The 21,192-nt window shown below is 73.8% G+C and carries 15 protein-coding genes, 2 tRNA genes and 9 pseudogenes; 19 read left to right on the top strand and 7 right to left on the bottom strand.

The genetic code is table 11. The annotated features are described in order from the left end of the window. Positions 1–36 precede the first annotated feature (36 nt). Positions 37–1,041 carry an ATP-binding cassette domain-containing protein gene (locus MF408_RS03060; protein ID WP_240250214.1) on the top strand — a complete coding sequence of 335 codons (1,005 nt, stop codon included), beginning with the start codon at positions 37–39 and terminating at the stop codon, positions 1,039–1,041. Continuing rightward, on the top strand, positions 1,038–1,856 hold the full coding sequence (locus MF408_RS03055; protein WP_240250213.1) for an ABC transporter permease: 819 nt from the start codon (positions 1,038–1,040) through the stop codon (positions 1,854–1,856). The genes MF408_RS03060 and MF408_RS03055 overlap by 4 nt, the downstream gene beginning before the upstream one ends. Positions 1,857–1,866: 10 nt before the next feature. On the opposite strand, the gene MF408_RS03050 is transcribed toward MF408_RS03055, so the two are convergent. Beyond that, positions 1,867–2,070, bottom strand: coding sequence for a biliverdin-producing heme oxygenase (locus MF408_RS03050; protein ID WP_240250212.1), 204 nt, complete (start codon positions 2,068–2,070; stop codon positions 1,867–1,869). Between the two features lie 13 nt (positions 2,071–2,083). After that, a pseudogene (locus MF408_RS03045) lies at positions 2,084–2,488 on the bottom strand (biliverdin-producing heme oxygenase); the annotation flags it as partial. 265 nt (positions 2,489–2,753) lie between these two features. Between MF408_RS03045 and MF408_RS03040 the strand changes: the two are divergent. The 7 genes and pseudogenes from MF408_RS03040 to MF408_RS03015 all read left to right on the top strand — a co-directional run bounded on the left by MF408_RS03040 (position 2,754) and on the right by MF408_RS03015 (position 9,648). Beyond that, complete coding sequence (locus tag MF408_RS03040; RefSeq protein WP_240250211.1) at positions 2,754–3,854, top strand: ABC transporter substrate-binding protein; 1,101 nt, start codon at positions 2,754–2,756, stop codon at positions 3,852–3,854. 113 nt (positions 3,855–3,967) lie between these two features. Further along, positions 3,968–4,696: pseudogene (locus tag MF408_RS03035) on the top strand (iron chelate uptake ABC transporter family permease subunit); the annotation flags it as partial. A 70-nt stretch (positions 4,697–4,766) separates the two neighbouring features. Then, positions 4,767–4,946: an iron chelate uptake ABC transporter family permease subunit gene (locus tag MF408_RS24820; protein ID WP_275693428.1), complete on the top strand. Its 180-nt coding sequence runs from the start codon at positions 4,767–4,769 to the stop codon at positions 4,944–4,946. Between the two features lie 138 nt (positions 4,947–5,084). Next, positions 5,085–5,282: pseudogene (locus MF408_RS24815) on the top strand (ABC transporter ATP-binding protein); the annotation flags it as partial. Positions 5,283–5,714: 432 nt separating this feature from the next. Next, positions 5,715–6,827, top strand: coding sequence for a hypothetical protein (locus MF408_RS03025; protein ID WP_240250209.1), 1,113 nt, complete (start codon positions 5,715–5,717; stop codon positions 6,825–6,827). Positions 6,828–7,123: 296 nt separating this feature from the next. Continuing rightward, positions 7,124–9,190, top strand: coding sequence for an HtaA domain-containing protein (locus MF408_RS03020; protein WP_240250208.1), 2,067 nt, complete (start codon positions 7,124–7,126; stop codon positions 9,188–9,190). Further along, positions 9,130–9,648: a hypothetical protein gene (locus MF408_RS03015; RefSeq protein ID WP_240250207.1), complete on the top strand. Its 519-nt coding sequence runs from the start codon at positions 9,130–9,132 to the stop codon at positions 9,646–9,648. The genes MF408_RS03020 and MF408_RS03015 overlap by 61 nt, the downstream gene beginning before the upstream one ends. Here the strand turns inward: MF408_RS03015 and MF408_RS03010 are convergent. The 4 genes and pseudogenes from MF408_RS03010 to MF408_RS03000 all read right to left on the bottom strand — a co-directional run bounded on the left by MF408_RS03010 (position 9,603) and on the right by MF408_RS03000 (position 12,565). Continuing rightward, positions 9,603–10,238 carry a TetR/AcrR family transcriptional regulator gene (locus MF408_RS03010; RefSeq protein WP_240250206.1) on the bottom strand — a complete coding sequence of 212 codons (636 nt, stop codon included), beginning with the start codon at positions 10,236–10,238 and terminating at the stop codon, positions 9,603–9,605. The two genes, MF408_RS03015 and MF408_RS03010, sit on opposite strands and share 46 nt — an antisense overlap. Positions 10,239–10,266: 28 nt before the next feature. Further along, positions 10,267–10,557 (bottom strand): annotated as a pseudogene (locus tag MF408_RS24810) (purine-nucleoside phosphorylase); the annotation flags it as partial. A 111-nt stretch (positions 10,558–10,668) separates the two neighbouring features. Further along, positions 10,669–11,082 (bottom strand): hypothetical protein, encoded by a 414-nt coding sequence (locus MF408_RS24805; RefSeq protein WP_275693328.1) that lies wholly within the window; start codon positions 11,080–11,082, stop codon positions 10,669–10,671. A gap of 16 nt (positions 11,083–11,098) precedes the next feature. Beyond that, positions 11,099–12,565, bottom strand: coding sequence for a serine/threonine protein kinase (locus tag MF408_RS03000; RefSeq protein ID WP_240250205.1), 1,467 nt, complete (start codon positions 12,563–12,565; stop codon positions 11,099–11,101). 113 nt (positions 12,566–12,678) lie between these two features. On the opposite strand from MF408_RS03000, the gene MF408_RS02995 reads away from it, so the two are divergent. Further along, the gene (locus MF408_RS02995; RefSeq protein WP_240250204.1) at positions 12,679–13,509 is read left to right on the top strand and encodes an SDR family oxidoreductase; all 831 of its coding nucleotides are present in this window, start codon (positions 12,679–12,681) and stop codon (positions 13,507–13,509) included. Positions 13,510–13,525: 16 nt separating this feature from the next. On the opposite strand, the gene MF408_RS02990 is transcribed toward MF408_RS02995, so the two are convergent. Further along, entirely contained in the window at positions 13,526–13,978 is a 453-nt protein-coding gene (locus tag MF408_RS02990; RefSeq protein WP_240250203.1) for a gamma-glutamylcyclotransferase family protein, read from the bottom strand. 79 nt (positions 13,979–14,057) lie between these two features. On the opposite strand from MF408_RS02990, the pseudogene lpdA reads away from it, so the two are divergent. From lpdA to tig, 9 genes and pseudogenes are all read left to right on the top strand, one after another. Next, positions 14,058–15,456, top strand: a pseudogene (gene lpdA / locus MF408_RS02985) (dihydrolipoyl dehydrogenase). A 65-nt stretch (positions 15,457–15,521) separates the two neighbouring features. Continuing rightward, a pseudogene (locus tag MF408_RS02980) lies at positions 15,522–16,914 on the top strand (NAD(P)H-quinone dehydrogenase). A gap of 30 nt (positions 16,915–16,944) precedes the next feature. Further along, positions 16,945–17,464 (top strand): annotated as a pseudogene (locus tag MF408_RS02975) (ribose-5-phosphate isomerase). Then, positions 17,457–18,296 carry a DNA-formamidopyrimidine glycosylase family protein gene (locus MF408_RS02970; RefSeq protein WP_240250202.1) on the top strand — a complete coding sequence of 280 codons (840 nt, stop codon included), beginning with the start codon at positions 17,457–17,459 and terminating at the stop codon, positions 18,294–18,296. Before MF408_RS02975 ends, MF408_RS02970 begins: the two are co-directional and overlap by 8 nt. A 38-nt stretch (positions 18,297–18,334) precedes the next feature. Next, a complete protein-coding gene (locus tag MF408_RS02965) occupies positions 18,335–19,387 on the top strand; it encodes a PP2C family protein-serine/threonine phosphatase (protein WP_240250201.1) in 1,053 nt (350 codons plus the stop codon). 102 nt (positions 19,388–19,489) lie between these two features. Further along, positions 19,490–19,563: transfer RNA gene (locus MF408_RS02960), tRNA-Gly, on the top strand. Between the two features lie 68 nt (positions 19,564–19,631). After that, positions 19,632–19,704: transfer RNA gene (locus MF408_RS02955), tRNA-Pro, on the top strand. A 63-nt stretch (positions 19,705–19,767) separates the two neighbouring features. Beyond that, positions 19,768–19,860, top strand: a pseudogene (locus MF408_RS26545) (hypothetical protein); the annotation flags it as partial. 118 nt (positions 19,861–19,978) lie between these two features. Continuing rightward, positions 19,979–20,965, top strand: a pseudogene (gene tig, locus MF408_RS02950) (trigger factor); the annotation flags it as partial. Between the last annotated feature and the right edge of the window lie 227 nt (positions 20,966–21,192).

The following is a 21,192-nucleotide window of genomic DNA, read 5'->3' as shown; positions in this document are numbered from 1 at the left end:
ATGGACACGAACCGAGATGGACGAAGGGGTGGCCCGGTGATCCGGACGACCGGGCTCACCCGCCACTACACGCGCAACAAGCAGACGGTCGAGGCCGTGCGCGGCCTCGACCTGGAGGTCGCCGCCGGTGAGCTGGTGGCGTTCCTCGGCCCCAACGGCGCCGGGAAGTCGACGACCCTGCGGATGCTGACGACGCTGATCGCGCCGACCGCCGGCACCGCCGAGGTCGCCGGCCACGACGTGGTCGCGGAGCGCGCCGCGGTGCGCCGGGCGATCGGGTACGTCGGCCAGGGCAACGCCGCCGGCCACCAGTACCGCGGCCGCGACGAGCTCATGTGCCAGGCCCGGGCCCACGGGCTGTCGCGTCGCGACGCCCGGGCCCGCACCGAGCAGCTGCTCGAGGCGTTCGACCTCGCCGAGCACGCCGACCGTCCCGTCTCGCAGCTCTCCGGCGGACAGCGGCGGCGGCTCGACGTGGCGATCGGCCTGGTGCAGGAGCCCCGGATCCTGTTCCTCGACGAGCCGTCGACCGGCCTCGACCCGCAGAACCGGGTCAACCTCCAGGAGCAGGTGCGCCGGCTCAACCAGGAGCTCGGCACGACGATCGTGCTGACCACCCACTACCTGGAGGAGGCCGACGCGCTCGCCGGCCGGGTGGTGGTCATCGACCACGGCCGGGTGATCGCCGACGACACCGCGACCGGGCTCAAGTCGGCGCTCGGCGACCTGGTGTCGCTCGAGCTGGCGAGCCCCGAGGCCGCACACGCCGCCGCGCAGCGGGCCGACCGGATCCCCGGCGCCCAGGTCGTCGTGACCGACGACCGGGTGGCCGTGCGGGCGCCGTACGGCCGGGAGGCGGCGCCGGCCCTGGTCGCCGAGCTCGCGGCCGCCGGCACGCCGGTGACCCGGATCGAGGTCGTCGGGCCGACGCTCGACGACGTCTTCCTCGACCTGACCGGACGCAGCCTGCGCGAGTCCGCCGACCACCACGAGACCGGCGCCGAGGACGGCGCCACCGAGACCCGAGGAGAGGCAGCATGACCATTCAGATCCAGGCCGGAGCGCCCGCCGCGGCCGCGCCGTCGCGCCGCGAGCCGGTGCCGTCACGACCGGTCGGCGTGCTCGCCGACATCCGCAACGTCTTCGTCCGCGAGCTGCAGCCGGTGCTGCGGCAGCCGGCGTCGGTGCTCTTCGCGATGGTGCAGCCGCTGGTCTTCCTCGGGCTGTTCGCCCCGCTCCTGCCCGACACGGGCGCCGGCTCGGCGCTGCAGTGGTTCGTGCCCGGCATCGTGTCGATGACGGCGCTGATGAGCGCGTCGTTCACCGGCGCCAACCTCAGCGAGGAGATCATCAGCGGGTCGTTCGAGCGCCTGCTCGTCTCGCCGGTGCGGCGCTCGTCGCTGCTGGTCGGCAAGGCGCTGCGCGAGCTGGTGCCCCTGGTGCTGCAGACGCTGATCATCGTCGCCGTCGTGACGCCGTTCAGCTTCGAGCTGCACCCCGCCGGTGTGCTCGCGGGGATCGTGGTCCTGGTCCCGTTCAGCGTCGGCCTCGGTGCGCTCAGCCTGGCGCTGGCGGTCGCCGCGAAGGACCAGTCGTGGGTGTTCTGGACCGTGCAGCAGACCGCGATCTTCCCGCTGCTGCTGCTGGCCGGCGTGCTGCTGCCGCTCGACGGCGCTCCGGGCTGGCTCGAGGCCGCCGCCGACGCCAACCCGCTCAAGTACGTCGTCGACGCCGAGCGCGCCCTCTTCGCCGGCTCGTTCCCGGTCGACACCGTCGGCGCCGGCCTGGCCGCCTCGGTGCTGGTCGGCGCCCTCGGCCTCTGGGTCGGGGTGCGGACGATGAACCGGGCCGCGTGACCGGGGTCGGTCAGGCCGCCCGGTAGTCGTCGATCCGTTCGCCCAGCTCGGCGAAGAGCGCCTGGTTGAGGCGGAACGCGACCTTCACCTCGGCGACCACCCGCTCGACGTCCTCGGCCGAGAGGCCGAGGGCGTCGAGCCGTGCCCGGTAGCCGTCCTTGTAGGGGCTTGGGCTTCGGGATCGCCGGGAACGCGTAGAACCCCACGCCGACACCGGCGGGGAGGTCGAAGGTGCGCTCGAGCACCCGGCCGATCGCCTGGCCGCCGGACAGGTCGCCGAGGTAGCGGGTGTAGTGGTGGGCCACCAGGGCACCGCCCCACGCGGCGCCGCGCACGCGCTCGACGTACGCCGTCGCGGCGGGGGAGTCGACGGCGTCGGCCGACCGGTCCGGCGCCCAGTGCCGCAGGTCCTCGTCGATCGCGGCGAGACGCTCGAGCGCCGGGTCGTGGACGGCGGCGACGAGGGGGTCGCCGGCCTGCGCCCGGACGGTCTCCTCGAGGGCGGCGTAGACCCGGCGCAGCCGCAGCAGCAGGTCGGCGTACGCCGTCCGGTTGAGCCGCCCGTCGAGCAGCTCGGCCATGAACACCGAGCTCTCGGCTGCCTCGTGCTCGGCGCGCGAGCCCTCGCGCATGGCGGTGGACAGCGACGGCTGCAGGCCGGCTTCGGGAACGACTGCGGTCACCTGGGGTTCCTCCTGAGGTCGGCCCGCGAGGGCTGGCGGCCCGAGAACTTGTTGACACATTGTCAGGAAGATGCTGACATCCTGTCAAGCGATAGGTGAGGCTGCCCTAGATAATGGTAGCCTCACCTCGCTCGGTCTCGGGGCCGAACGCTCTCGCTCCCTCGCGGACCCTCGTGGCCCCGTGGACTCGGTGGACCTCAGTGAAGGACAGCCCATGCGTCATCGCGGTGCCGTCGCCGGCCTGCTGCCCGCACTCCTCGTCGCCGCCTGCGGCATCGACGTCGCCTCGTCCGACGATCCGCACGGCGGCGCGGACGCCGGCGTCGTCGCCCCGTCGCTGGCGGAGGTGACGCCGCTCGCGGACCCGCGGGCGTGGAGCGGCGACGTCCAGGCCGTGGCCGCCGACCAGGCCGTCGACCCGGTCACCGACCGGCCGGAGCCCGAGCTCCCGGTCACCGTCACCGACGCCCAGGGCACCGAGGTGACCGTCTCCGACGTCAGCCGGATCCTCGCCCTCGACGTCTACGGCACGCTGGCGCGCACCGTGTTCGAGCTCGGTCTCGGCGACAACGTCGTCGGGCGCGACGTCTCCACCCAGTTCGAGGAGGCGCGCGACCTGCCGCTCGTCACCCACGACGGGCACGACCTCGCCGCCGAGGCGATCCTCGAGGCCGACCCGTCGGTGATCGTCACCGACACCTCGCTCGGGCCGTGGGACGTGGTGCTGCAGATGCGCGACGCGGGCATCCCCGTGGTGGTCGTCGAGTCCGAGCGGGGCCTCGACCGGGTCGGCGACCTCACCCGCGAGATCGCGACCGCCCTCGGCGTCCCCGACGAGGGGGAGCGGCTGGCCAAGCGCACCCAGCGCGAGCTGGACGCGGCCGTCGACCGGATCGCCGACGTCGCTCCCGACGACCTGAGCGGGCAGCTGCGCACGCTGTTCCTCTACGTGCGCGGGCAGTCCGGCATCTACTACCTGTTCGGCGAGGAGTCCGGCGCCGACTCGCTGATCGACGCGCTCGGCCTCTACGACGTCGCGGAGGAGATCGGCTGGAACGGCATGCGGCCGATCACCGACGAGGCACTCGTCGCCGCGCAGCCCGACCTGGTGCTGATGATGAGCGGCGGGCTCGAGTCCGCCGGCGGCGTCGACGGGCTGCTCGAGCGGCTGCCCGCCCTGGCCAACACGCCGGCGGGCGAGAACGAGCGCTTCGTCCACATGGCCGACAGCCAGATCCTCGGGTTCGGGCCGGAGACGGCCGCCGTGCTGGAGGCGCTCGCCGTCGCGGTCTACGCCCCGGAGGCGGTCTCGTGACCGTCGCGCCGCCCACCGCCGCACCGACCGCCAGGACCGGCCGCGCGCCGCGCGGCCGCGGCGGCCGCCGGGTCGGCCTGGTCGGCGGCATCACCGCGGCCCTGGTGGTCGCGATGGTCGTCGGGGCCGGCCACGGCCAGATGGACATCGCCCCAGACGAGGTGGTCGGCTCGCTGCTGCACCGGATCGGCCTCGACATCGGTCCGCTGCCGAGCCACCCGCGCGGCGAGGACACCCTGTGGGACGTGCGCTTCCCCCGCGTGGTGCTCGCCGCCCTGGTCGGGGCCGCGCTCGCGACCGCGGGTGCGGTGATGCAGGGCGTGTTCGGCAACCCGCTCGCCGAGCCGGCCGTCGTCGGGGTCTCCTCCGGCGCCGCGGTCGCCGCCGGCGCCGTGGTCGTCTTCGACGTCGTCGTGCTCGGCACCTGGACGATCGCCGCCGCGGCGTTCCTCGGCGGTCTCGCCACGACCCTGCTGGTCTACCTGCTCTCGCGCGACGGCGGCCGCACCGAGGTCGTCACCCTGGTGCTGACCGGCATCGCGCTCAACGCGATGACCAGCGCCGGGCTGGCGTTCCTGATGTTCCTCGGCGACCAGCAGGCGCGCGAGGAGATCGTGTTCTGGACGCTCGGCAGCCTCAACGGCTCGCGGTGGGCCGAGGTCGCCGTCGTCCTGCCGCTGGTCGTCGTCGGCCTCGGCGTCGCCCTCGCCCTCAGCCGCCCGCTCGACCTGCTGGCGCTCGGCGACCGGGCCGCCCGCCACGTCGGCGTCGACGTCGAGCGGCTGCGCCTGGTCGCGATCGTGGTGGTCGCGGTGCTGACCGCGGCCGCCGTCAGCTTCTGCGGCATCATCGCGTTCGTCGGGCTGGTCGTCCCGCACCTGGTGCGGATGGCGGCCGGCCCGGGGACACCGGATGCTGATCCCGGTCAGCGCGCTCGGCGGCGCCGCGCTGCTCGTCTGGGCCGACGTCTGGGCGCGCACGGCGGTCGTCAACGCCGACCTGCCGATCGGCATGCTCACCTCGATCGTGGGCGGGCCGTTCTTCTTCTGGCTGATCCGGCGCTCGCGCCGCACGGCCGGGGGCTGGGCATGAGCCGGCTCGAGGCACGCGGCGTGACGGTCGTGCTCGGCGGCCGCCCGGTCCTCGACGGGGTCGACCTCGCCGTCGGCGAGGGGCGAGCTGGTCGCGCTCGTCGGCCCCAACGGCGCCGGCAAGTCGACGCTGCTCGGGGTGCTGGCCGGCGACATCGCCCCCGCGGACGGCGCGGTCGAGCTCGACGGCCGCGCGGTGGCGTCGTACGCCGCCCGGGCGCTGGCCCGGGAGCGGGCGGTGCTGGCGCAGCAGCAGCGGCTCGCGTTCGGGTTCCGGGTCGACGACGTGGTGCGGATGGGTCGCTCCCCGTGGCACCGCACCGACCGCGCGGCCGACGACGAGGCCGTCGTCGCCGACGCCATGCTCCGCGCCGACGTCACCGGCTTCGCCGAGCGCCTGTTCCCGACCCCTGTCCGGCGGCGAACAGGCCCGCACCGCGTTCGCCCGCGCGCTCGCCCAGGAGACCCCGGTGCTCCTGCTCGACGAGCCGACCGCGGCCCTCGACATCCGGCACCAGGAGTCGGTGCTCGCCACCGCCCGCGAGGTGGCCCGGGGCGGTGCCGCGGTGGTCGTGGTGCTCCACGACCTCTCCCTCGCCGCGGCCTACGCCGACCGGGTCTGCGTGCTCCACCACGGCCGGGTCCGCGCCGACGGCGCACCGCGCGACGTGCTGGTCGCCGACCTGCTCACCGAGGTCTACGAGCACCCCGTGCACGTGATCGACCACCACGGCACGCCGGTCGTGGTGCCGGTCCGCCAGGAGGTGCCGTGCGTCCCCTGAGGCTGCTCCTCGCCACCGCCGTGCTCGCGGCCGCGGCGGGGCTCGTCGTCGGGCCGGTGCCCGCCGCCCACGCCCAGGGCCGGGTCACCATCACGAACGCCGACGGTGCTCCCGCGATCGACCCGACCTACGCCACCGAGCTGCGCGTGAGCGGGTCGGGGTTCCAGGTGGTGCGCGGCGGCCGCGGCGGCGTCTACGTCTTCTTCGGCACCGTCAGCGGGTCGTGGCGGCCCAGCCAGGGCGGCTCCTCCGGCGTGGACTACCGCTACCTGCCCGACAGCGAGGCGCGCGACAACCGCGGCTACCAGCGCTACGTCGCGTTCCCCGGCTCCGACACCGCCGGCTCGGCGCAGTCCGTGATGTCCGGCGACGGCAGCTGGTCGGCGACGATCACCGTGCCCGGTGCCCGGTTCCAGGCGATCGGCCGCAACGGCGCCGTCGAGACCGTCGACTGCCGGCAGGTCACCTGCGGGATCATCACCATCGGCGCCCACGGCGTGGTCAACGCCAACAACGAGAGCTTCACGCCGGTCCGCGTCGAGGAGCTCGCGGACCCGCCGGCCGACGACGGGACGGCGACCGAGCTCCCGGACGGCACCGTCGAGGCGCCGGAGACGGCCGACCCCGGTGTCGAGCTCCCGGCTCGGCTCGGTCCGGTGCGGTTCACGGTCGACCGGGCGTCGGCGACCGCGGGCCGCGTGCTGCCGTTCGCGGTCCAGGGGCTGCGGCCCCGGAGCCAGGTCTCGGCCGTGCTCGACGACGGGCTCGCGGCGGCCGGGCCGTTCCTGGTCGGCGACGACGGGCGGATGACCGGCGTGATCACCCTCCCCGAGGACCTCCCGCCCGGCACCCACGAGCTGCGGCTGTTCGGGCTCGACCTGCCGAAGCGGACGCCGGTCGTGCGCTTCGCCGTGGCGCCGGCCGACGACGTGGCGACGCCGACGGCCGCGCCCGCGCCGGCCGCCGGCGTGTCCGCCGACGACGAGTCCGGCACCGCCGACGCCGCAGGCGTCGGGTTCTTCGTCGCAGCCGGCGTGGTGCTCCTCGCGGCCCTGCTGCGGCTCCTGCTCCTCGCACGGGGGAGGCGGGCGCGTGGCTGAGGCTCGCCGGACCGCCGGCGTGCTGCTGGCCGTCGCGGGCGTGGTGGCGCTGGTCGCCGCGGCGCTGCTGACGGTCTCGTCGTTCCCGGCCGGGCTCCCCGCGGCGTACGCCGACGGCGAGGTGCCCCCCGCCGGCGTCGCCGACCACGGACCCCGACGACCCGGACGATCCCGACGACCCGGACGACCCCGACGACCCGGACGACACCGGCGACCCGACGACGGATCCGACCGACGAGCCGACGACCACGGACCCCACGGACCCCGCCGATGCCGCCGATGCCGTCGAGGGCGCCGTGCTCCGCTGGGGGATCAACAACGAGTCCAACACCGCGGCCTACGACCCGGGCACCTTCAACTTCTTCTCCGCCGGGCGGCTGCGCGACCCCGGTCGCGGCGGCCAGGAGATCAAGCGGCGCGACTGGCGCCGCGCGGCGGGCGACGTCGCGATCGAGAAGTGGGACGCCCGCAGCAAGCGGTGGCGGCCCGCGACCTGGGCCGGTCGCGCCCGGGACAGCACGGGCAAGCCGCTGCGGATCGGCACCACGTTCAGCAACCACCAGGTGGTGTTCTCCGGCGGCGTCGGCACCCTCGACCGGGAGGCGGGCACCGCCCGGATCGCGTGGGAGGGCGACGTCACCGTCCTCTACTACTCGGGCCAGTCGTTCTTCTACCTCGCCGACCCGGTGCTCGAGGTGGCGGGCGGCAGCGGGGTGGTGACCGCCACGGTCGGCGGCTTCGGCTCGTCGCGGGAGGATCCCACCGCGTGGGAGCCGCTGCCCGACGCCGAGGTGACCGTCGCCGTGCTGCGGAAGGTCGACCTCGCCGACCCCGACGGCTTCACCGCCACGCCCGCCTACCGGGGCGTCCGGGTCGAGCTGGCCGAGGGCACCCAGGTGCGCACCGGCCCGGACTGGGGAGCGTTCCCGCAGACGTTCGTGACCTACATGGAGCGGCTGGGGACCGGCTCGTTCTGGTACTCCAGCGGCGGCGCCGCCGACCCCAACAAGGTCGCGCTGCCCCTGACCGTGGCGCTCGCGGGCGACGGTGAGGTGGTCCCCTCCCCGACCGACCCGCCGACCTCCGAGCCCACGGTCGACAACAGCGCGCCCCCCGCCGCCCGCGGCCGAGCCCCCGCCGGCCGCGCCGCCGCCGGGGCCGGTCGCCGTCGCTCCGCCCGACGCGGAGCAGCCGGCCTCGCTCGCCCCGCCGGCCATGCCGAACCAGCCGGCCACCCAGCTGCGGCTGACCTCCGCGGCGGCTGCGACCGCGACGCCGGACGCCCCCGACGACCCCCTCCGCTGGCCCTGGTGGGCCGGCGGCGGCCTGCTGCTGCTCGCGGCGGCGACGCTCGTCCTCGCGCCGCCGCGCTCCGCACGCTCCTCCCGATCGTCCTGACCACCGTCTCGGACCCCTCCACAGAAAGGCAGATCCGCATGTCCTCCTCTGTCCCCAGCCCGCTGCGCCGGGCGCTGGCAGCGGCCGTCGCCGTCGGCGTCGGCGGCGCCGGTCTGACGATGCTCCCGGCCGCGCCGGCGAGCGCCGCACCGGCACCCGTCGCCCTGCAGTGGCAGGTCTCGCAGCAGTTCCAGAACCACCTGTGCGTGCAGACGTTCGACGACGGGGCGACCGAGAGCGAGGGTGGCGTCGTCACCTTCCCGGAGGGTGAGGGCACGTTCGACGCCCAGACCGGCGTGACCGAGATCCAGTACGCCGGGTCGGTCGAGGGCGGGTTCGCGCCCGGCGAGAGGGGCGCCTGCGTCCCGGACGGCACGCCGGTCTACACGATGACGATCGCCGACCCCGCGGTGTCGGTCGACGCGTCCGGCGCCGGCGAGATCTCCGCGCTGGTCTCCACGTCGGTCGGGCCGAACGCCACGACGCCGACCCGCGTGGTCCTCACGACCTTCGAGGCGGACGCGGCCGACTGGGCCGTCGCCGAGGGAGTCGGGACGCTGACCGCGACCCCCGCCTGGGCGGCCGTCCTCCCGGAGGGCCCGGAGTCCGTGGAGCTCGGCATCCCGGCCGGGCAGCCCGTCGACGGCAAGGCGTGGAGCACCGACCTGCTCGCCGCGCTCCCGGGGTCGCTCCGGGCGCACTTCTACTTCAGCACCGGGTCCGGACGCCAAGGCCCCGTCGGCGTTCACGGCGACCGCGCCCCCTGGCGCCCGGCGAGGTCGAGGCCGCCGTCACCAAGGCGAACAAGTCGGGCGTCACCGTCTCCGTCACCGGCTCCGGCTTCACCGAGGACGTGCTGCCCGGTGGCAACGGCGGCTACGTCGGGATCGCTCCCGCCGGCGGCGTGCCGCCGGGCCTCGGCCAGGCCGAGGGCATCGCCTACTTCACCGCGGTCGACTGGGTGATGCAGCACCAGATCACCGACGGCTCGTTCACCACGACGCTCGACGTCCCGCGCGCGAAGCTCGACCCGCGCAAGAAGTACGCGGTCTACGTGTGGCCCGGCCACACCTCGTGGAGCGCGGACACCAGCACCGAGACGCCGGTGCGGATCGGCTGGAAGGCGCTCGGGTTCCCGCTGAAGGCGAAGGCCGCGGTCAAGGTGAAGAAGCCGACCCCCAAGCGCAAGGGCAAGGTGACGATCGCCCTCTCCGGCGCCCACGTGAAGCCGTTCGGCAAGGTCACGGTCGTCTGGGCCAAGGGCGCCAAGCGGAAGACGTGGAGCCCGCGTCTCCGCAACGGCAAGGCCGCCGTCGTGCTGCCCAAGACCCCCAAGGGCAAGTGGAAGCTGACCATGCGCACCGCGAAGAACCCGGTCTACAAGGCCGTGCAGGTCAAGCGCACCGTCCGCGTGACCCGCTGACGCCCCGTCCGCGTCACTGAGCCGGGCCCCCGGCGCCGACCGCCCGCAGCACGAACGACTCGATCGCTGCGGGCGGGGAGGTGCCGGGGGCTCAGGCACGCGTGGAGGAGGGACACGGTGGCGTCGAGGTCGTCGTAGGTGAACGCGCCCTGGGCGCGGCCCCGGCCGAGGATGTCGCGCAGCACGGTCTCGACCGCCACGACGTGCTGCCGGATCTCACGGCGCGCGGTGTCGGACAGCGAACCGGACAAGGCGGGGCCGAGCCCGATGTGGAACCGCTCGCCCGCCTCGAGCTGGTGCCGGACGTAGGTCCGCAGCTCCGCGGCCGGGTCGTCACGGCCGGCGAGCGCCTCGCGCAGCTCGGCGACGTACGCCGTGGTGGTGTGCGTCGCGAACGCGACCAGCACCGCCTCCTTGTCGCGGAAGTGGTGGTAGATCGCGGTGCGGCCGAGGCCCGCGCGCTCGGCCAGCCCGGCCATCGTGATCGCGTCGTAGCTGCGCTCGCCCATCAGCTCCACGAACGCGTCGAACACCTTGCGGTGCACGTGCGCGCGGTGCTTGCGCAGCGAGTCGGCGGCGATCCGGGGCACGGAGCGAGCCTAGATGAGCAGACCGCGGTCAGATCCGCGGCACGACCTGGCTCAGCAACCCGCCCATGCGCGACGCCGCGGCCCGGCCCGCCTCGAGCACCTCGGCGTGGTCGAGGGGCTCGCCGGTGATGCCGGCGGCGAGGTTGGTGACCAGGCTGATGCCGAGCACCTCCATGCCGGCCTCGCGGGCCGCGATCGCCTCGAGCGTGGTGCTCATCCCCACGAGGTGACCACCGATCGCGCGCACCATCCCGATCTCCGCGGGCGTCTCGTAGTGGGGACCGGGGAACTGCACGTAGACCCCCCTCGCCGAGGGTCGGGTCGACCTCCTTGCACAGGGCGCGCAGCCGGCTGGAGTAGAGGTCGGTGAGGTCGACGAAGTTGGCGCCCACGATGGGGGAGCGCCCGGTCAGGTTGATGTGGTCGCTGATCAGCACCGGCTGGCCGGGCCGCCAGGTGTCCTGAGCCCGCCGCACCCGTTGGTCAGCACGACCGCCCGGCAGCCGGCGGCGGCTGCGGTGCGGATGCCGTGGACGACCTTCTCGACGCCGTGGCCCTCGTAGAAGTGGGTGCGGCTGAGGAAGACCAGCAGCCGTCGCTCGCCGTCGGCACCCTCCGCCCGGATCGAGCGGATCCGGCCGCTGTGGCCGGCGACCGCCGCGGCGCTGAACCCCGGCAGGTCGGTCACCGCGATCTCGGCGGTCGCCTCGCCGAGCGCGTCGACGGCCGGCAGCCACCCCGAGCCCAGGACGAGCGCGACGTCGTGCCGGGCGACCCCGGTCAGCTCGGCGAGGCGGGCGGCGGCCTGGTCGGCCAGGTCGTACGGCGTGGGGGAGTCGCTCACGAAGCGTGAGCCTAGATCACCACTGCCGGACGAGGCTCTTGCGCACGTAGCCGTGACGGACCCGCTGCGGGTGGTTGCCGACCTTGCGGTAGGCCAGCTGCTTCCCGGTCCTCGTGTCGAGCACCGCGAGCGCGTCGGCGTCGCTGAGGGAGACCCAGCAGGTGTCGCCGAGTCCCTCGGTCGTCCAGTACGGCTTGCCGTAGTAGCGGCCGGTCGTCTTCTCGTTGAACAGCGTGCGCCTGCCGGTGCGGCGGTCGACGAGCGCGGCGTAGTCGTCCATCGTCCCGGCGACGCAGAGCGTCCGGCCGCGGCGGTCGATCGACAGGCCGTGGTGCGCGGAGTCGTTGACGTAGAGGTCGCGCGGCAGCCGGGTGTGCTTGGGCAGCCGGACCAGCCGGGTCACCGCGCCGACCCGCGGCTCCTCGACCTTCTGCCGCTGCCCGAGGGTGTAGTCGACCCGGCCGTTGAGGTCGGGCGCCCGGGTGTCGAACTCGACGAACCCGTGGAAGAACGACACCTGGAAGTAGATGAACCGCTCGTTCGGCGTCACCGCCATCGGCCGCACCGCGCTGCTCATGTGCGGGTAGCCGGCCTCCGCGAGCTCGTGCCCGATCTCCCAGCGGCGGATCACCCTGAAGTCGCGGTCGCGCACGACCTGGAACCACCGGTCGCCCTTGACCAGGTCGGAGATCGGGTCGAGCAGCGCGTCGAGCGCCTCGGTGCCGTCGCCGGGGGTGTAGACCCGCCCGATGGAGGCGTGGTAGATCCGGCGGCCGTCGCGGGAGAAGTTGCTCTCGTGCGGCGTCTCGCCGGACTCGAAGGTCCGGAGCCGGTCACCCATCCGCACCCGGGTGCCGTCGGCGAGCCGCTCGTCGACCATGGAGTACTCGATCACCTGCCGTGAGGTGGAGTCGGAGACCAGCAGGCGGCGGCCGTCGCGCGAGAGCCCCATGTGGTCGGTCCGGTAGCCGTCCATCTGCTGCTCGCGCACGATCGCGCCCGGGCGGCCGAGGGTGGCGCGACGGACGTCGATCCACACGACGTCGGCGAAGCTCGGCCGGGAGACGGCGAGGTACCGCCCGTCGAGCGTGGTGAACATGTCGTCGACGTACTGGTCGTGGCCCTCGCCCGGCCCGACCTTGATCGCGAGGTACATCGCGAGCGCGAGCGGGTTCCGCGCGATGTCGGCGAGCTCCTGCTGCTTGTCGGGGATCAGGTCCACACCGCGCTTGAGGACCTTGAACGTGCGGGCGTCGACGACGCTGGCGGTGCCGTCCCAGTTGTTGCCCACCCACATCACGTCACGCAGCCCGCGCCGGGCCACCGCCGCCCGCGTCGCGGGGGTCGGGGCCGCCGGAGCCGCCGCCGCGACCGCAGCGGGTGCGGCGGGAGAGGCCGGAGCGGCCGGCGTGGGGACGGTGAGCGCGGCGGTCGCCGCGCAGGCGACGGCGCCGGCGAGGGCCAGCCTGGGGGTGAGGCGCACGATCAGCTCCTGGGTTCGGTGCGGCTCACCGGCCAACGAGTGCCGGTGCCGCGAGGCTACGGCGGCAGCAGGTCGGCTGCCCTGCTCGGAGGGCAGGCCCTAGGGTCCCGGCCATGACTGCCAAGACCTGGTTCATCACCGGCGCGTCCCGCGGCTTCGGCCGGGAGTGGACCGTCGCCGCCCTCGAGCGCGGCGACCGGGTCGCCGCCACGGCTCGCGACACCGGCTCCCTCGCCGACCTCGCGGAGCGGTTCGGCGACGCCCTGCTCCCGCTCCGGCTCGACGTCACCGACCGGACCGCCTGCTTCGCGACCGTGCAGGAGGCACACCGCCGCCTCGGCCGGCTCGACGTCGTCGTGAACAACGCCGGCTACGGGCAGTTCGGCATGGTCGAGGAGCTCACCGAGGAGGAGCTCCGGGCCCAGCTCGAGACCAACGTCCTCGGTGCGTTCTGGGTGACCCAGGCCGCGCTGCCCCTGCTGCGCGAGCAGCGCTCCGGCCACCTGCTGCAGGTCTCCTCCGTCGGCGGGATCACCGCCTACGCCAACCTCGGGGCCTACCACGCGTCGAAGTGGGCGCTCGAGGGCTTCTCCCAGGCGCTCGCCCAGGAGGTCGCGGGGCACGGCATCCACGTCACCCTCGTCGAGCCCGGCGGGTTCGCCACCGACTGGAGCGGCGCCTCCGCGCGGCACGCGACGCCGCTGCCGGCGTACGACGGCGTGCGCGAGGAGGCCCGGCAGCGACGGGCCCGCCGCACCGTGGGCCCCGGCGACCCGCGGGCGTCGGCCCGCGCCGTGCTCGCGGTCGTCGACGCCGAGCGGCCGCCCCTGCGGGTCTTCCTCGGCTCCGCGCCGCTCGGTGTGGCCAGGGCCGACTACGAGTCGCGGCTGGCCACCTGGGAGGAGTGGCAGCACGTCGCCGAGCTGGCCCAGGGCGACGGGTGACGGCCGCCGAGCCGGGTCACAGACCGATCGAGCGGCACGGACGCCGACGCAGGGCGGCCACGTAGTCGACGGGTGCGTCGGCGGCCTCCGCTGCGTCGGCGAGCACGCCGAGGTAGGACGCCGACGGCAGGCCGCCCTCGTAGGCGTCGAGGACGTACGTCCACGCCACGACCTCGCCGGTGAGCGTCGCCACCCGGACCTTCGTCTTGCGGTAGAGACCCGAGTCCGCCGACTCCCACTCGTCGAGCACCGCCTCGTCGAGCGGGCTCACGTCGTAGACCGCGACGAAGACCTGCTCGATCGGGTCCTCCACGATCGTCGCGAGCGCGCCGTCCCAGCCGTGCTCCTCGCCGCCGAACGTGAGCCGCCAGCCGGTCAGCCACCCCGTCGTCTGCAGCGGCGAGTGCGGGCACCGCGCGTTCATCCGGGCGGGGTCCAGGTTGGTCCCGTAGGCGGCGTACGACGTCACGGCGTCAGGCTAGTGCGTCCGGTCACGGTCGCCGGGGCTCACCCGCCGGGCCCGCGGGGGCGACCACTAGGCTGAGGACGTGACCACGCACTTCGATGTCCTCGTCCTCGGCGCCGGTCCCGGTGGGTACGTCGCCGCCATCCGCGCCGCCCAGCTCGGCAAGTCCGTCGCGGTGGTGGAGAAGCAGTACTGGGGCGGGGTGTGCCTCAACGTCGGCTGCATCCCGTCGAAGGCGCTGCTGCGCAACGCCGAGATCGCCCACATCATCACGAAGGAGAAGGACACCTTCGGGATCAGCGGCGACGCGACGATGGACTTCGGCACCACCCACAAGCGCAGCCGCGGCGTGGCCGAGGCCAGCGCCAAGGGCGTCCACTACCTGATGAAGAAGAACAAGATCACCGAGATCGACGGGTGGGGGGACGCTGACCGGGCCGAAGACGGTCGACGTCGAGCGGGACGGCCAGACGTCGTCGTACACCTGCGACAACCTGATCATCGCGACCGGCGCGACAGTGCGGCTGGTCCCGGGCGTCACGCTGAGCGACAACGTGGTCACCTACGAGGAGCAGATCCTCACCGACCAGCTGCCCGGCTCGATCATCATCGGCGGCTCCGGCGCGATCGGCGTCGAGTTCGCCTACATCCTCAAGAACTTCGGCGTCGACGTCACCATCGTCGAGTTCCTCGACCGGATGGTGCCCACCGAGGACGCCGACGTGTCCAAGGAGCTGCTCCGCCAGTACAAGAAGCTCGGCGTGAAGGTGCTGACCTCCACCGCCGTGAAGGGCGTCGAGGACACCGGGTCCGGCGTGCGGGTGACGGTCGCGCCGGCCGGCGGCGGCGAGGAGGAGGTGCTCGAGGCCGACAAGTTCCTCGCGGCCTTCGGCTTCGCCCCGCGGGTGGAGGGCTACGGCCTGGAGTCGACCGGCGTCGAGCTCACCGATCGCGGCGCGATCGCGGTCGACGCGCGTGGGCGCACCAACGTCGACGGCGTCTACGCCATCGGCGACTGCACCGGCAAGCTGATGCTCGCGCACACCGCCGAGGCGATGGGTGTCGTCGCCGCCGAGACGATCGCCGGCGCCGAGACGGTCGAGATCGACTTCGACATGATCCCGCGGGCGACGTTCTGCCAGCCGCAGATCGCGTCGTTCGGCTACAGCGAGACGCAGGCCAAGGAGAAGGGCTACGACGTCAAGACCGCGTCGTTCCCGTTCTCGGCCAACGGCAAGGCGCGCGGCATGGCCGAGGGCGTCGGGTTCGTCAAGATCGTGGCCGACGCCGAGCACAACGAGATCGTCGGCGCCCACATGATCGGCCCCGAGGTGACCGAGCTGCTGCCGGCGCTGACCCTGGCCCAGAAGTGGGACCTCACCGCCGACGAGGTCGCCCGCAACATCTTCGCCCACCCGACGCTGTCCGAGGCGATGAAGGAAGCCGTCGAGGGCATCGCCGGCCACATGATCAACCTCTGACCCACCCTCACCAGCCCGACAGCCCGTCCAGCCCGTCCAGCCCGACCATGTCTGAGAGGCCTCTCATGGAACGCGTCGTCATCGTCGGCGGCGGCCCCGGCGGCTACGAGTCGGCCCTGGTCGCGGCCCAGCTCGGGGCGGAGGTCACCGTCGTCGACTCCGACGGCATCGGCGGCTCCGCGGTGCTCACCGACTGCGTGCCGAGCAAGACGCTGATCGCCACCGCCGAGCTGATGACCGACATGGCCGACGCCCCCGAGCTCGGCGTGGTGTTCCACGACGCCGAGGGCGACCAGGCGACCGGCATCCGGGTGGACCTGAGCCGCGTGAACGGGCGGGTGAAGCGGCTCGCGGCCGAGCAGAGCGCCGACATCGCCCGGCGGCTCGAGCGGGGAGGGCGTGCGGGTCGTGCAGGCGCGGGGCCGGCTCGACGGACCGGGCCGGGTCGTCGCCACGGCGGCCGACGGCACCGACGAGGTGCTCGCCGCCGACGCCGTGCTGGTGGCCACCGGTGCGTCGCCGCGGACGCTGCCGTCGGCCCGGCCCGACGGCGAGCGGATCCTCACCTGGGAGCAGGTCTACGACCTGACCGAGGTGCCGACCGAGCTGGTGGTCGTCGGGTCGGGCGTGACCGGCGCCGAGTTCGCCAGCGCCTACCTCGCCCTCGGCATCCCGGTCACCCTCGTCTCCTCCCGCGACCGGGTGCTGCCGGGCGAGGACGCCGAGGCCGCACAGGTGCTCGAGGACGTCCTCAAGCGGCGCGGGATGACCGTGCTGTCGCAGTCGCGGATGGCGTCGGTCACCCGCGACGGCGACCGGGTGACCGTCACGCTCTCCGACGGGCGCGTGGTCGAGGGATCGCACTGCATCCTCGCGCTCGGCTCGGTGCCCAACACCAGCGGGCTCGGGCTCGAGGAGGCCGGCGTGGTGACCGACGACGGCGGGTTCGTGAAGGTCGACCGGGTCTCCCGCACGTCCGCCCGCGGGGTCTACGCCGCCGGCGACTGCACCGGCGTGCTCATGCTCGCCTCGGTCGCGGCGATGCAGGGCCGGATCGCGATGTGGCACTTCCTGGGCGACGCCGTCGCGCCGCTCGACCTCAAGCGGGTGTCGTCCAACGTGTTCACCGCCCCCGAGATCGCCACCGTCGGCTGGTCGCAGCGGGCGGTCGACGCCGGCGAGATCCAGGCCGAGACCGTGATGCTCCAGCTGCGCGGCAACCCGCGGGCGAAGATGCAGGGGGTCCAGGACGGGTTCGTGAAGCTGTTCTGCCGACCCGGCACGGGCATCGTGGTCGGCGGCGTGGTCGTCGCGCCCCGGGCCAGCGAGCTGATCCACCCCGTCTCCCTCGCCGTCGCCGAGTCGCTGACCGCCGACCAGCTCGCGCAGGCGTTCACGGTCTACCCCTCGATGAGCGGGTCGGTCGCCGAGGCCGCCCGTCGCCTCCACCGGGTCTGACCGCGACCGGCTGATGAGAAGATGTGCGCCATGCGCGTGCACCTCGGTTGCGACCATGCCGGGCTCGAGCTCAAGGACCACCTGATCGGGTGGCTCGAGGAGCACGGGTACGAGCCCGTCGACCACGGCCCCTTCGTCTACGACGCCGTCGACGACTACCCCGTCTTCTGCCTCCGGGCGGCCGAGGGGTCGCCGCCGACCGGGCGGCCGGCCTCGACAGCCTCGGCGTCGTCATCGGCGGCTCCGGCAACGGCGAGCAGATCGCGGCCAACAAGGTGAAGGGCGTCCGCGCCGCCCTCGCCTGGTCGGAGGAGACCGCCACCCTCGCGCGGGGAGCACAACGACGCCTGGGTCGTCGCCGTGGGCGGCCGGATGCACCCCCCTCGACGAGATGACCCGGCTGGTCGAGGTGTTCCTCACCACGCCGTTCCCGGGGGACGAGCGGCACGTGCGCCGGATCGCGCAGATGTCGTCCTACGAGGCCAGCGGCGAGCTCCCGCCGCTGCCCCCGTCGGCGCGACCGTCCGCTCCCGAGCCGGGCGATGCCTGAGGGGCACACCCTCCACCGCCTCGCGCACCAGGTCACGGAGGTCTTCGGGGGCCGGCCGGTCCGGGTCACCAGCCCCCAGGGACGGTTCGCCGAGGCGGCCGCGCTGCTCGACGGGGCGGTGCTGGAGGACGCCGAGGCCTGGGGCAAGCACGTGTTCATCCGCTTCGGCGAGCGGTTCGTCCACGTCCACCTCGGCCTCTACGGCACGTTCGACGTCCACGCCCCGGTCGCGGCGGTGCCGGACCCCGTGGGGCAGGTGCGGATGCGGCTCGTGCGCGGCGACGGCACGGCGTACGCCGACCTGCGCGGCGCCACGACCTGCGCCCTGGTGACCCGGGCCGAGCGCGACGCCGTGGTGGCCCGGATCGGGCCCGACCCGCTGCGGGCCGACGCCGAGCCCGACCGGGCCTGGCGACGGATCAGCCGCAGCAGTGCGCCGATAGGTGGCCTGCTGATGGACCAGACCGTCCTGGCCGGCGTCGGCAACGTCTACCGGGCCGAGGTGCTCTTCCGGCACCGGATCGATCCACTTCGCCCCGGCCGCACCCTCCGCGTGGGACAGTGGCGGGCGATGTGGGAGGACCTGGTGGAGCTCATGGCCGACGGCGTGCGGAAGGGACGGATCGACACCGTCCGTCCCGAGCACACCCCCGAGGCGATGGGGCGCCCGCCCCGGGAGGACGACCACGGGGGAGAGGTCTACGTCTACCGCCGCCACGGCCAGCCCTGCCTGGTCTGCGGACGCGCCGTCCGCACCGCGGTGCTAGGCGGGCGCAACCTCTTCTGGTGCACCCGCTGCCAGCCCGCCTTCCGCTCGCGAGCCGGCCGATGAGGGCGGAACGATGAGGGCGGCGCGATGAGGGCGGCGCGATGAGGGCCTGGCGCAGGCTGGCCCGCGCCTTCGGGCGGGAGCAGCGGATCGTCACCGGCCTCGCGCTGCTGGCGGTCGGTGTGGTCGTCGGCGTGCGGGTCGCGCCCGACTACGTGCCGTTCACCGCTCTCAGCGTCCCGCTGGTGATCGGGGCGTTCCTCCTCGGCCCGCGGATGCTGGTGTCGCTGCTGGCGTTCCTGATCCTGATGATCGTCGTCGCCCAGACGGTGCGACCGGCCGACGGGGCGCGGTCGGTGATCGCGCTCGTCGTGCTCGTCCTGCTGTGCGTCGTGTCGATCATGATCAACGCCCGCCGGGTGCCGCTCGGCGTGGGGATCAACCGCGGCGAGTCGATGCTGGTCGACCTCCGCGACCGGATCCTCGCCCAGGGCGTGATCCCGGACCTGCCCCCGTCGTGGCTGGTGGAGTCGGCGCTGTCGTCGGCCGGCGGCTCGCCGTTCGCCGGCGACTTCCTGGTGGCGACCCGGCGGCGGCAGGTGGACCGGCTCGAGGTCGCGCTGGTCGACGTGTCGGGCAAGGGCGAGGCCGCCGGCACCCGGGCGCTCCAGCTCTCCGGCGCCATGGGCGGCCTGATCGGCGCGCTGCCTCCCGACCGGTTCCTCCCGGCCGCCAACGACTACCTGCTCCAGCGCGACTGGGAGGAGGGCTTCGCCACGGCCGCCCACCTCTCCCTCGACCTGCGCACCGGCGACTACGAGCTGCGCACCGCCGGCCACCCGCCCCCGGTGCAGCGGTTCGCCGGCTCCGGCCGGTGGCAGGTGCTGCGGACCGAGGGGCCGGTGCTCGGACTGCTCGAGGACGTCGCCTACGAGCCGCTGCGCGGCCGGCTCGGCCCCGGCGACGTGCTGCTGCTCTACACCGACGGCATGGTCGAGGAGCCGCGGCGCGACATCGAGCTCGGCATCGACGAGATGCTCGGGGTGGCCGAGCACCTGTTCCGACCGTCGTTCGAGGGGCTCGCCGACCGGCTCGCGGCGAAGGTCGGCTCGCGCGACGACGACCGCGCGCTGCTGCTCGTGCACCGCCGCTAGCGACGGCGTACCGGTCCGCCCCGGACGGGGTCGCCCGCGGGCGCCGGTTCGGGCCGGAGGACGCGGTTGTGGCACGATGGCACTCGCGTTTTCCGACGCGTCGCGGATGTAGCTCAATGGTAGAGCCCCAGTCTTCCAAACTGGCTACGCGGGTTCGATTCCCGTCATCCGCTCCAAGGAGCCTCCGCCGGGCTCGCCGGGACCGCCCCCAGGGCCCACCGGTGCCCGGTCGGGTGCCTCTTGGCGGGGCGTAGCGTAGTGGCTAGCGCGCCTGCTTTGGGAGCAGGAGATCGCAGGTTCGAGTCCTGTCGCCCCGACCCGCTCAGCGCTGAGCGCAGCCACGCCGTCCGAACACACCAGCAACACGTAGGAGACAACCTGTGAAGAGCGCCGTCGAGACCTTGAGCCCGACCCGGGCCAAGCTGACCGTCGAGGTGCCCTTCGAGGAGCTCAAGCCGAGCCTCGACGCGGCGTACAAGAAGATCGCCCAGCAGATCAACATCCCGGGCTTCCGCCGCGGCAAGGTGCCGCCCCCAGATCATCGACCGCCAGGTCGGCCGCGGCGCCGTCCTCGACGAGGCCGTCAACGAGGTGCTGCCGAAGGCGTACGTCGAGGCGCTCCAGGAGAACTCGCTGACCCCGCTCGCGCAGCCCGAGATCGAGGTCACCAAGTTCGAGGACAACGAGACGCTGGAGTTCGTGGCGGAGGTCGACATCCGCCCCGAGATCACCGTGCCCGACACCGAGGGCCTCGAGGCCACGGTCGACGACGTGGAGGTCTCCGACGACGACGTCACCGAGCAGGTGTCGGCGCTGCGGGAGCGGTTCGCGACCCTCATCGACGTCGAGCGGCCGGCCCAGGACGACGACTTCGTGGTCATCGACCTGCGGGCGACCAAGGACGGGGAGCCCGTCGAGGGCGCCGAGATCAGCGGCTTCTCCTACCAGGTCGGCCGCGGCGGCATGATCGACGGCCTCGACGAGGCGCTGGTCGGGATGTCCGCCGGCGACGAGAAGACCTTCACCACCCAGCTGGTCAGCGGCGACCTGGTCGGCGAGGACGTCGAGGTGCAGGTCGCCGTCGGGCAGGTCCAGGAGCAGGAGCTCCCCGAGCTCGACGACGACTTCGCCACGATGGCCTCGGAGTTCGACACCCTCGACGAGCTCAAGGACGACGTCCGCGAGCGCCTGGTGCGCGGCAAGCGGCTGGAGCAGGCTGCCGCTGCTCGCGACGCGGTGCTCGAGGCGCTGCTCGACCGGGTCGAGGTGCCGCTGCCGGAGAGCATCGTCACCGAGGAGCTCAACGCCCGCCGCCAGAGCGTCGAGCAGCAGCTCACGTTCGCCGGCATGACGCTGGAGAAGTACCTCGAGGACGAGGGCCAGACCCAGGAGGAGTTCGAGGCCGACCTCGAGCGCCGGGTCCGCGACGCCGTCGCCGCCCAGTTCCTCCTCGACGAGATCGCCGACAAGGCCGAGGTGGGCGTCGACCAGCAGGAGCTCACCGAGCACATGATGCGCCGGGCCCAGCAGTCCGGGCAGGACCCGCAGGAGTTCGTCAACCACATGCTCGAGCACAACCACGTGCCCGAGCTGGTGCAGGAGATCCGCCGCGGCAAGGCGCTCGCCCAGCTGGTCGAGGGCGCCACCGTCAAGGACGCCTCCGGCAACGTCGTCGAGCTGCAGAACCTCCGCTCGGACGGCAGCATCGGCGACCCCGAGGAGGGAGGCCGCGGAGGCCCCGGTCAACGCCCCGGCCGAGCTGGTCGCCGACGAGGCGGCCGAGGGGCGACGAGCCCGCCGAGGGC

Origin of the sequence: Nocardioides sp. TF02-7, assembly GCF_022437945.1 — a bacterium.
In the GTDB taxonomy this organism is placed as follows: domain Bacteria; phylum Actinomycetota; class Actinomycetes; order Propionibacteriales; family Nocardioidaceae; genus Nocardioides.
Note: the sequence above shows the minus strand (reverse complement) of the source record. Positions and strands in the feature narration are given on the sequence as shown.

Excerpts from the sequence above, each read along its gene's own strand:
- MF408_RS03055 (WP_240250213.1), top strand. The coding sequence starts at position 1,038 with ATGACCATTCAGATCCAGGCCGGAGCGCCCGCCGCGGCCGCGCCGTCG.
- MF408_RS03040 (WP_240250211.1), top strand. The coding sequence starts at position 2,754 with ATGCGTCATCGCGGTGCCGTCGCCGGCCTGCTGCCCGCACTCCTCGTC.
- MF408_RS24820 (WP_275693428.1), top strand. The coding sequence starts at position 4,767 with ATGCTGATCCCGGTCAGCGCGCTCGGCGGCGCCGCGCTGCTCGTCTGG.
- MF408_RS02995 (WP_240250204.1), top strand. The coding sequence starts at position 12,679 with ATGACTGCCAAGACCTGGTTCATCACCGGCGCGTCCCGCGGCTTCGGC.
- MF408_RS02970 (WP_240250202.1), top strand. The coding sequence starts at position 17,457 with ATGCCTGAGGGGCACACCCTCCACCGCCTCGCGCACCAGGTCACGGAG.
- MF408_RS02965 (WP_240250201.1), top strand. The coding sequence starts at position 18,335 with ATGAGGGCCTGGCGCAGGCTGGCCCGCGCCTTCGGGCGGGAGCAGCGG.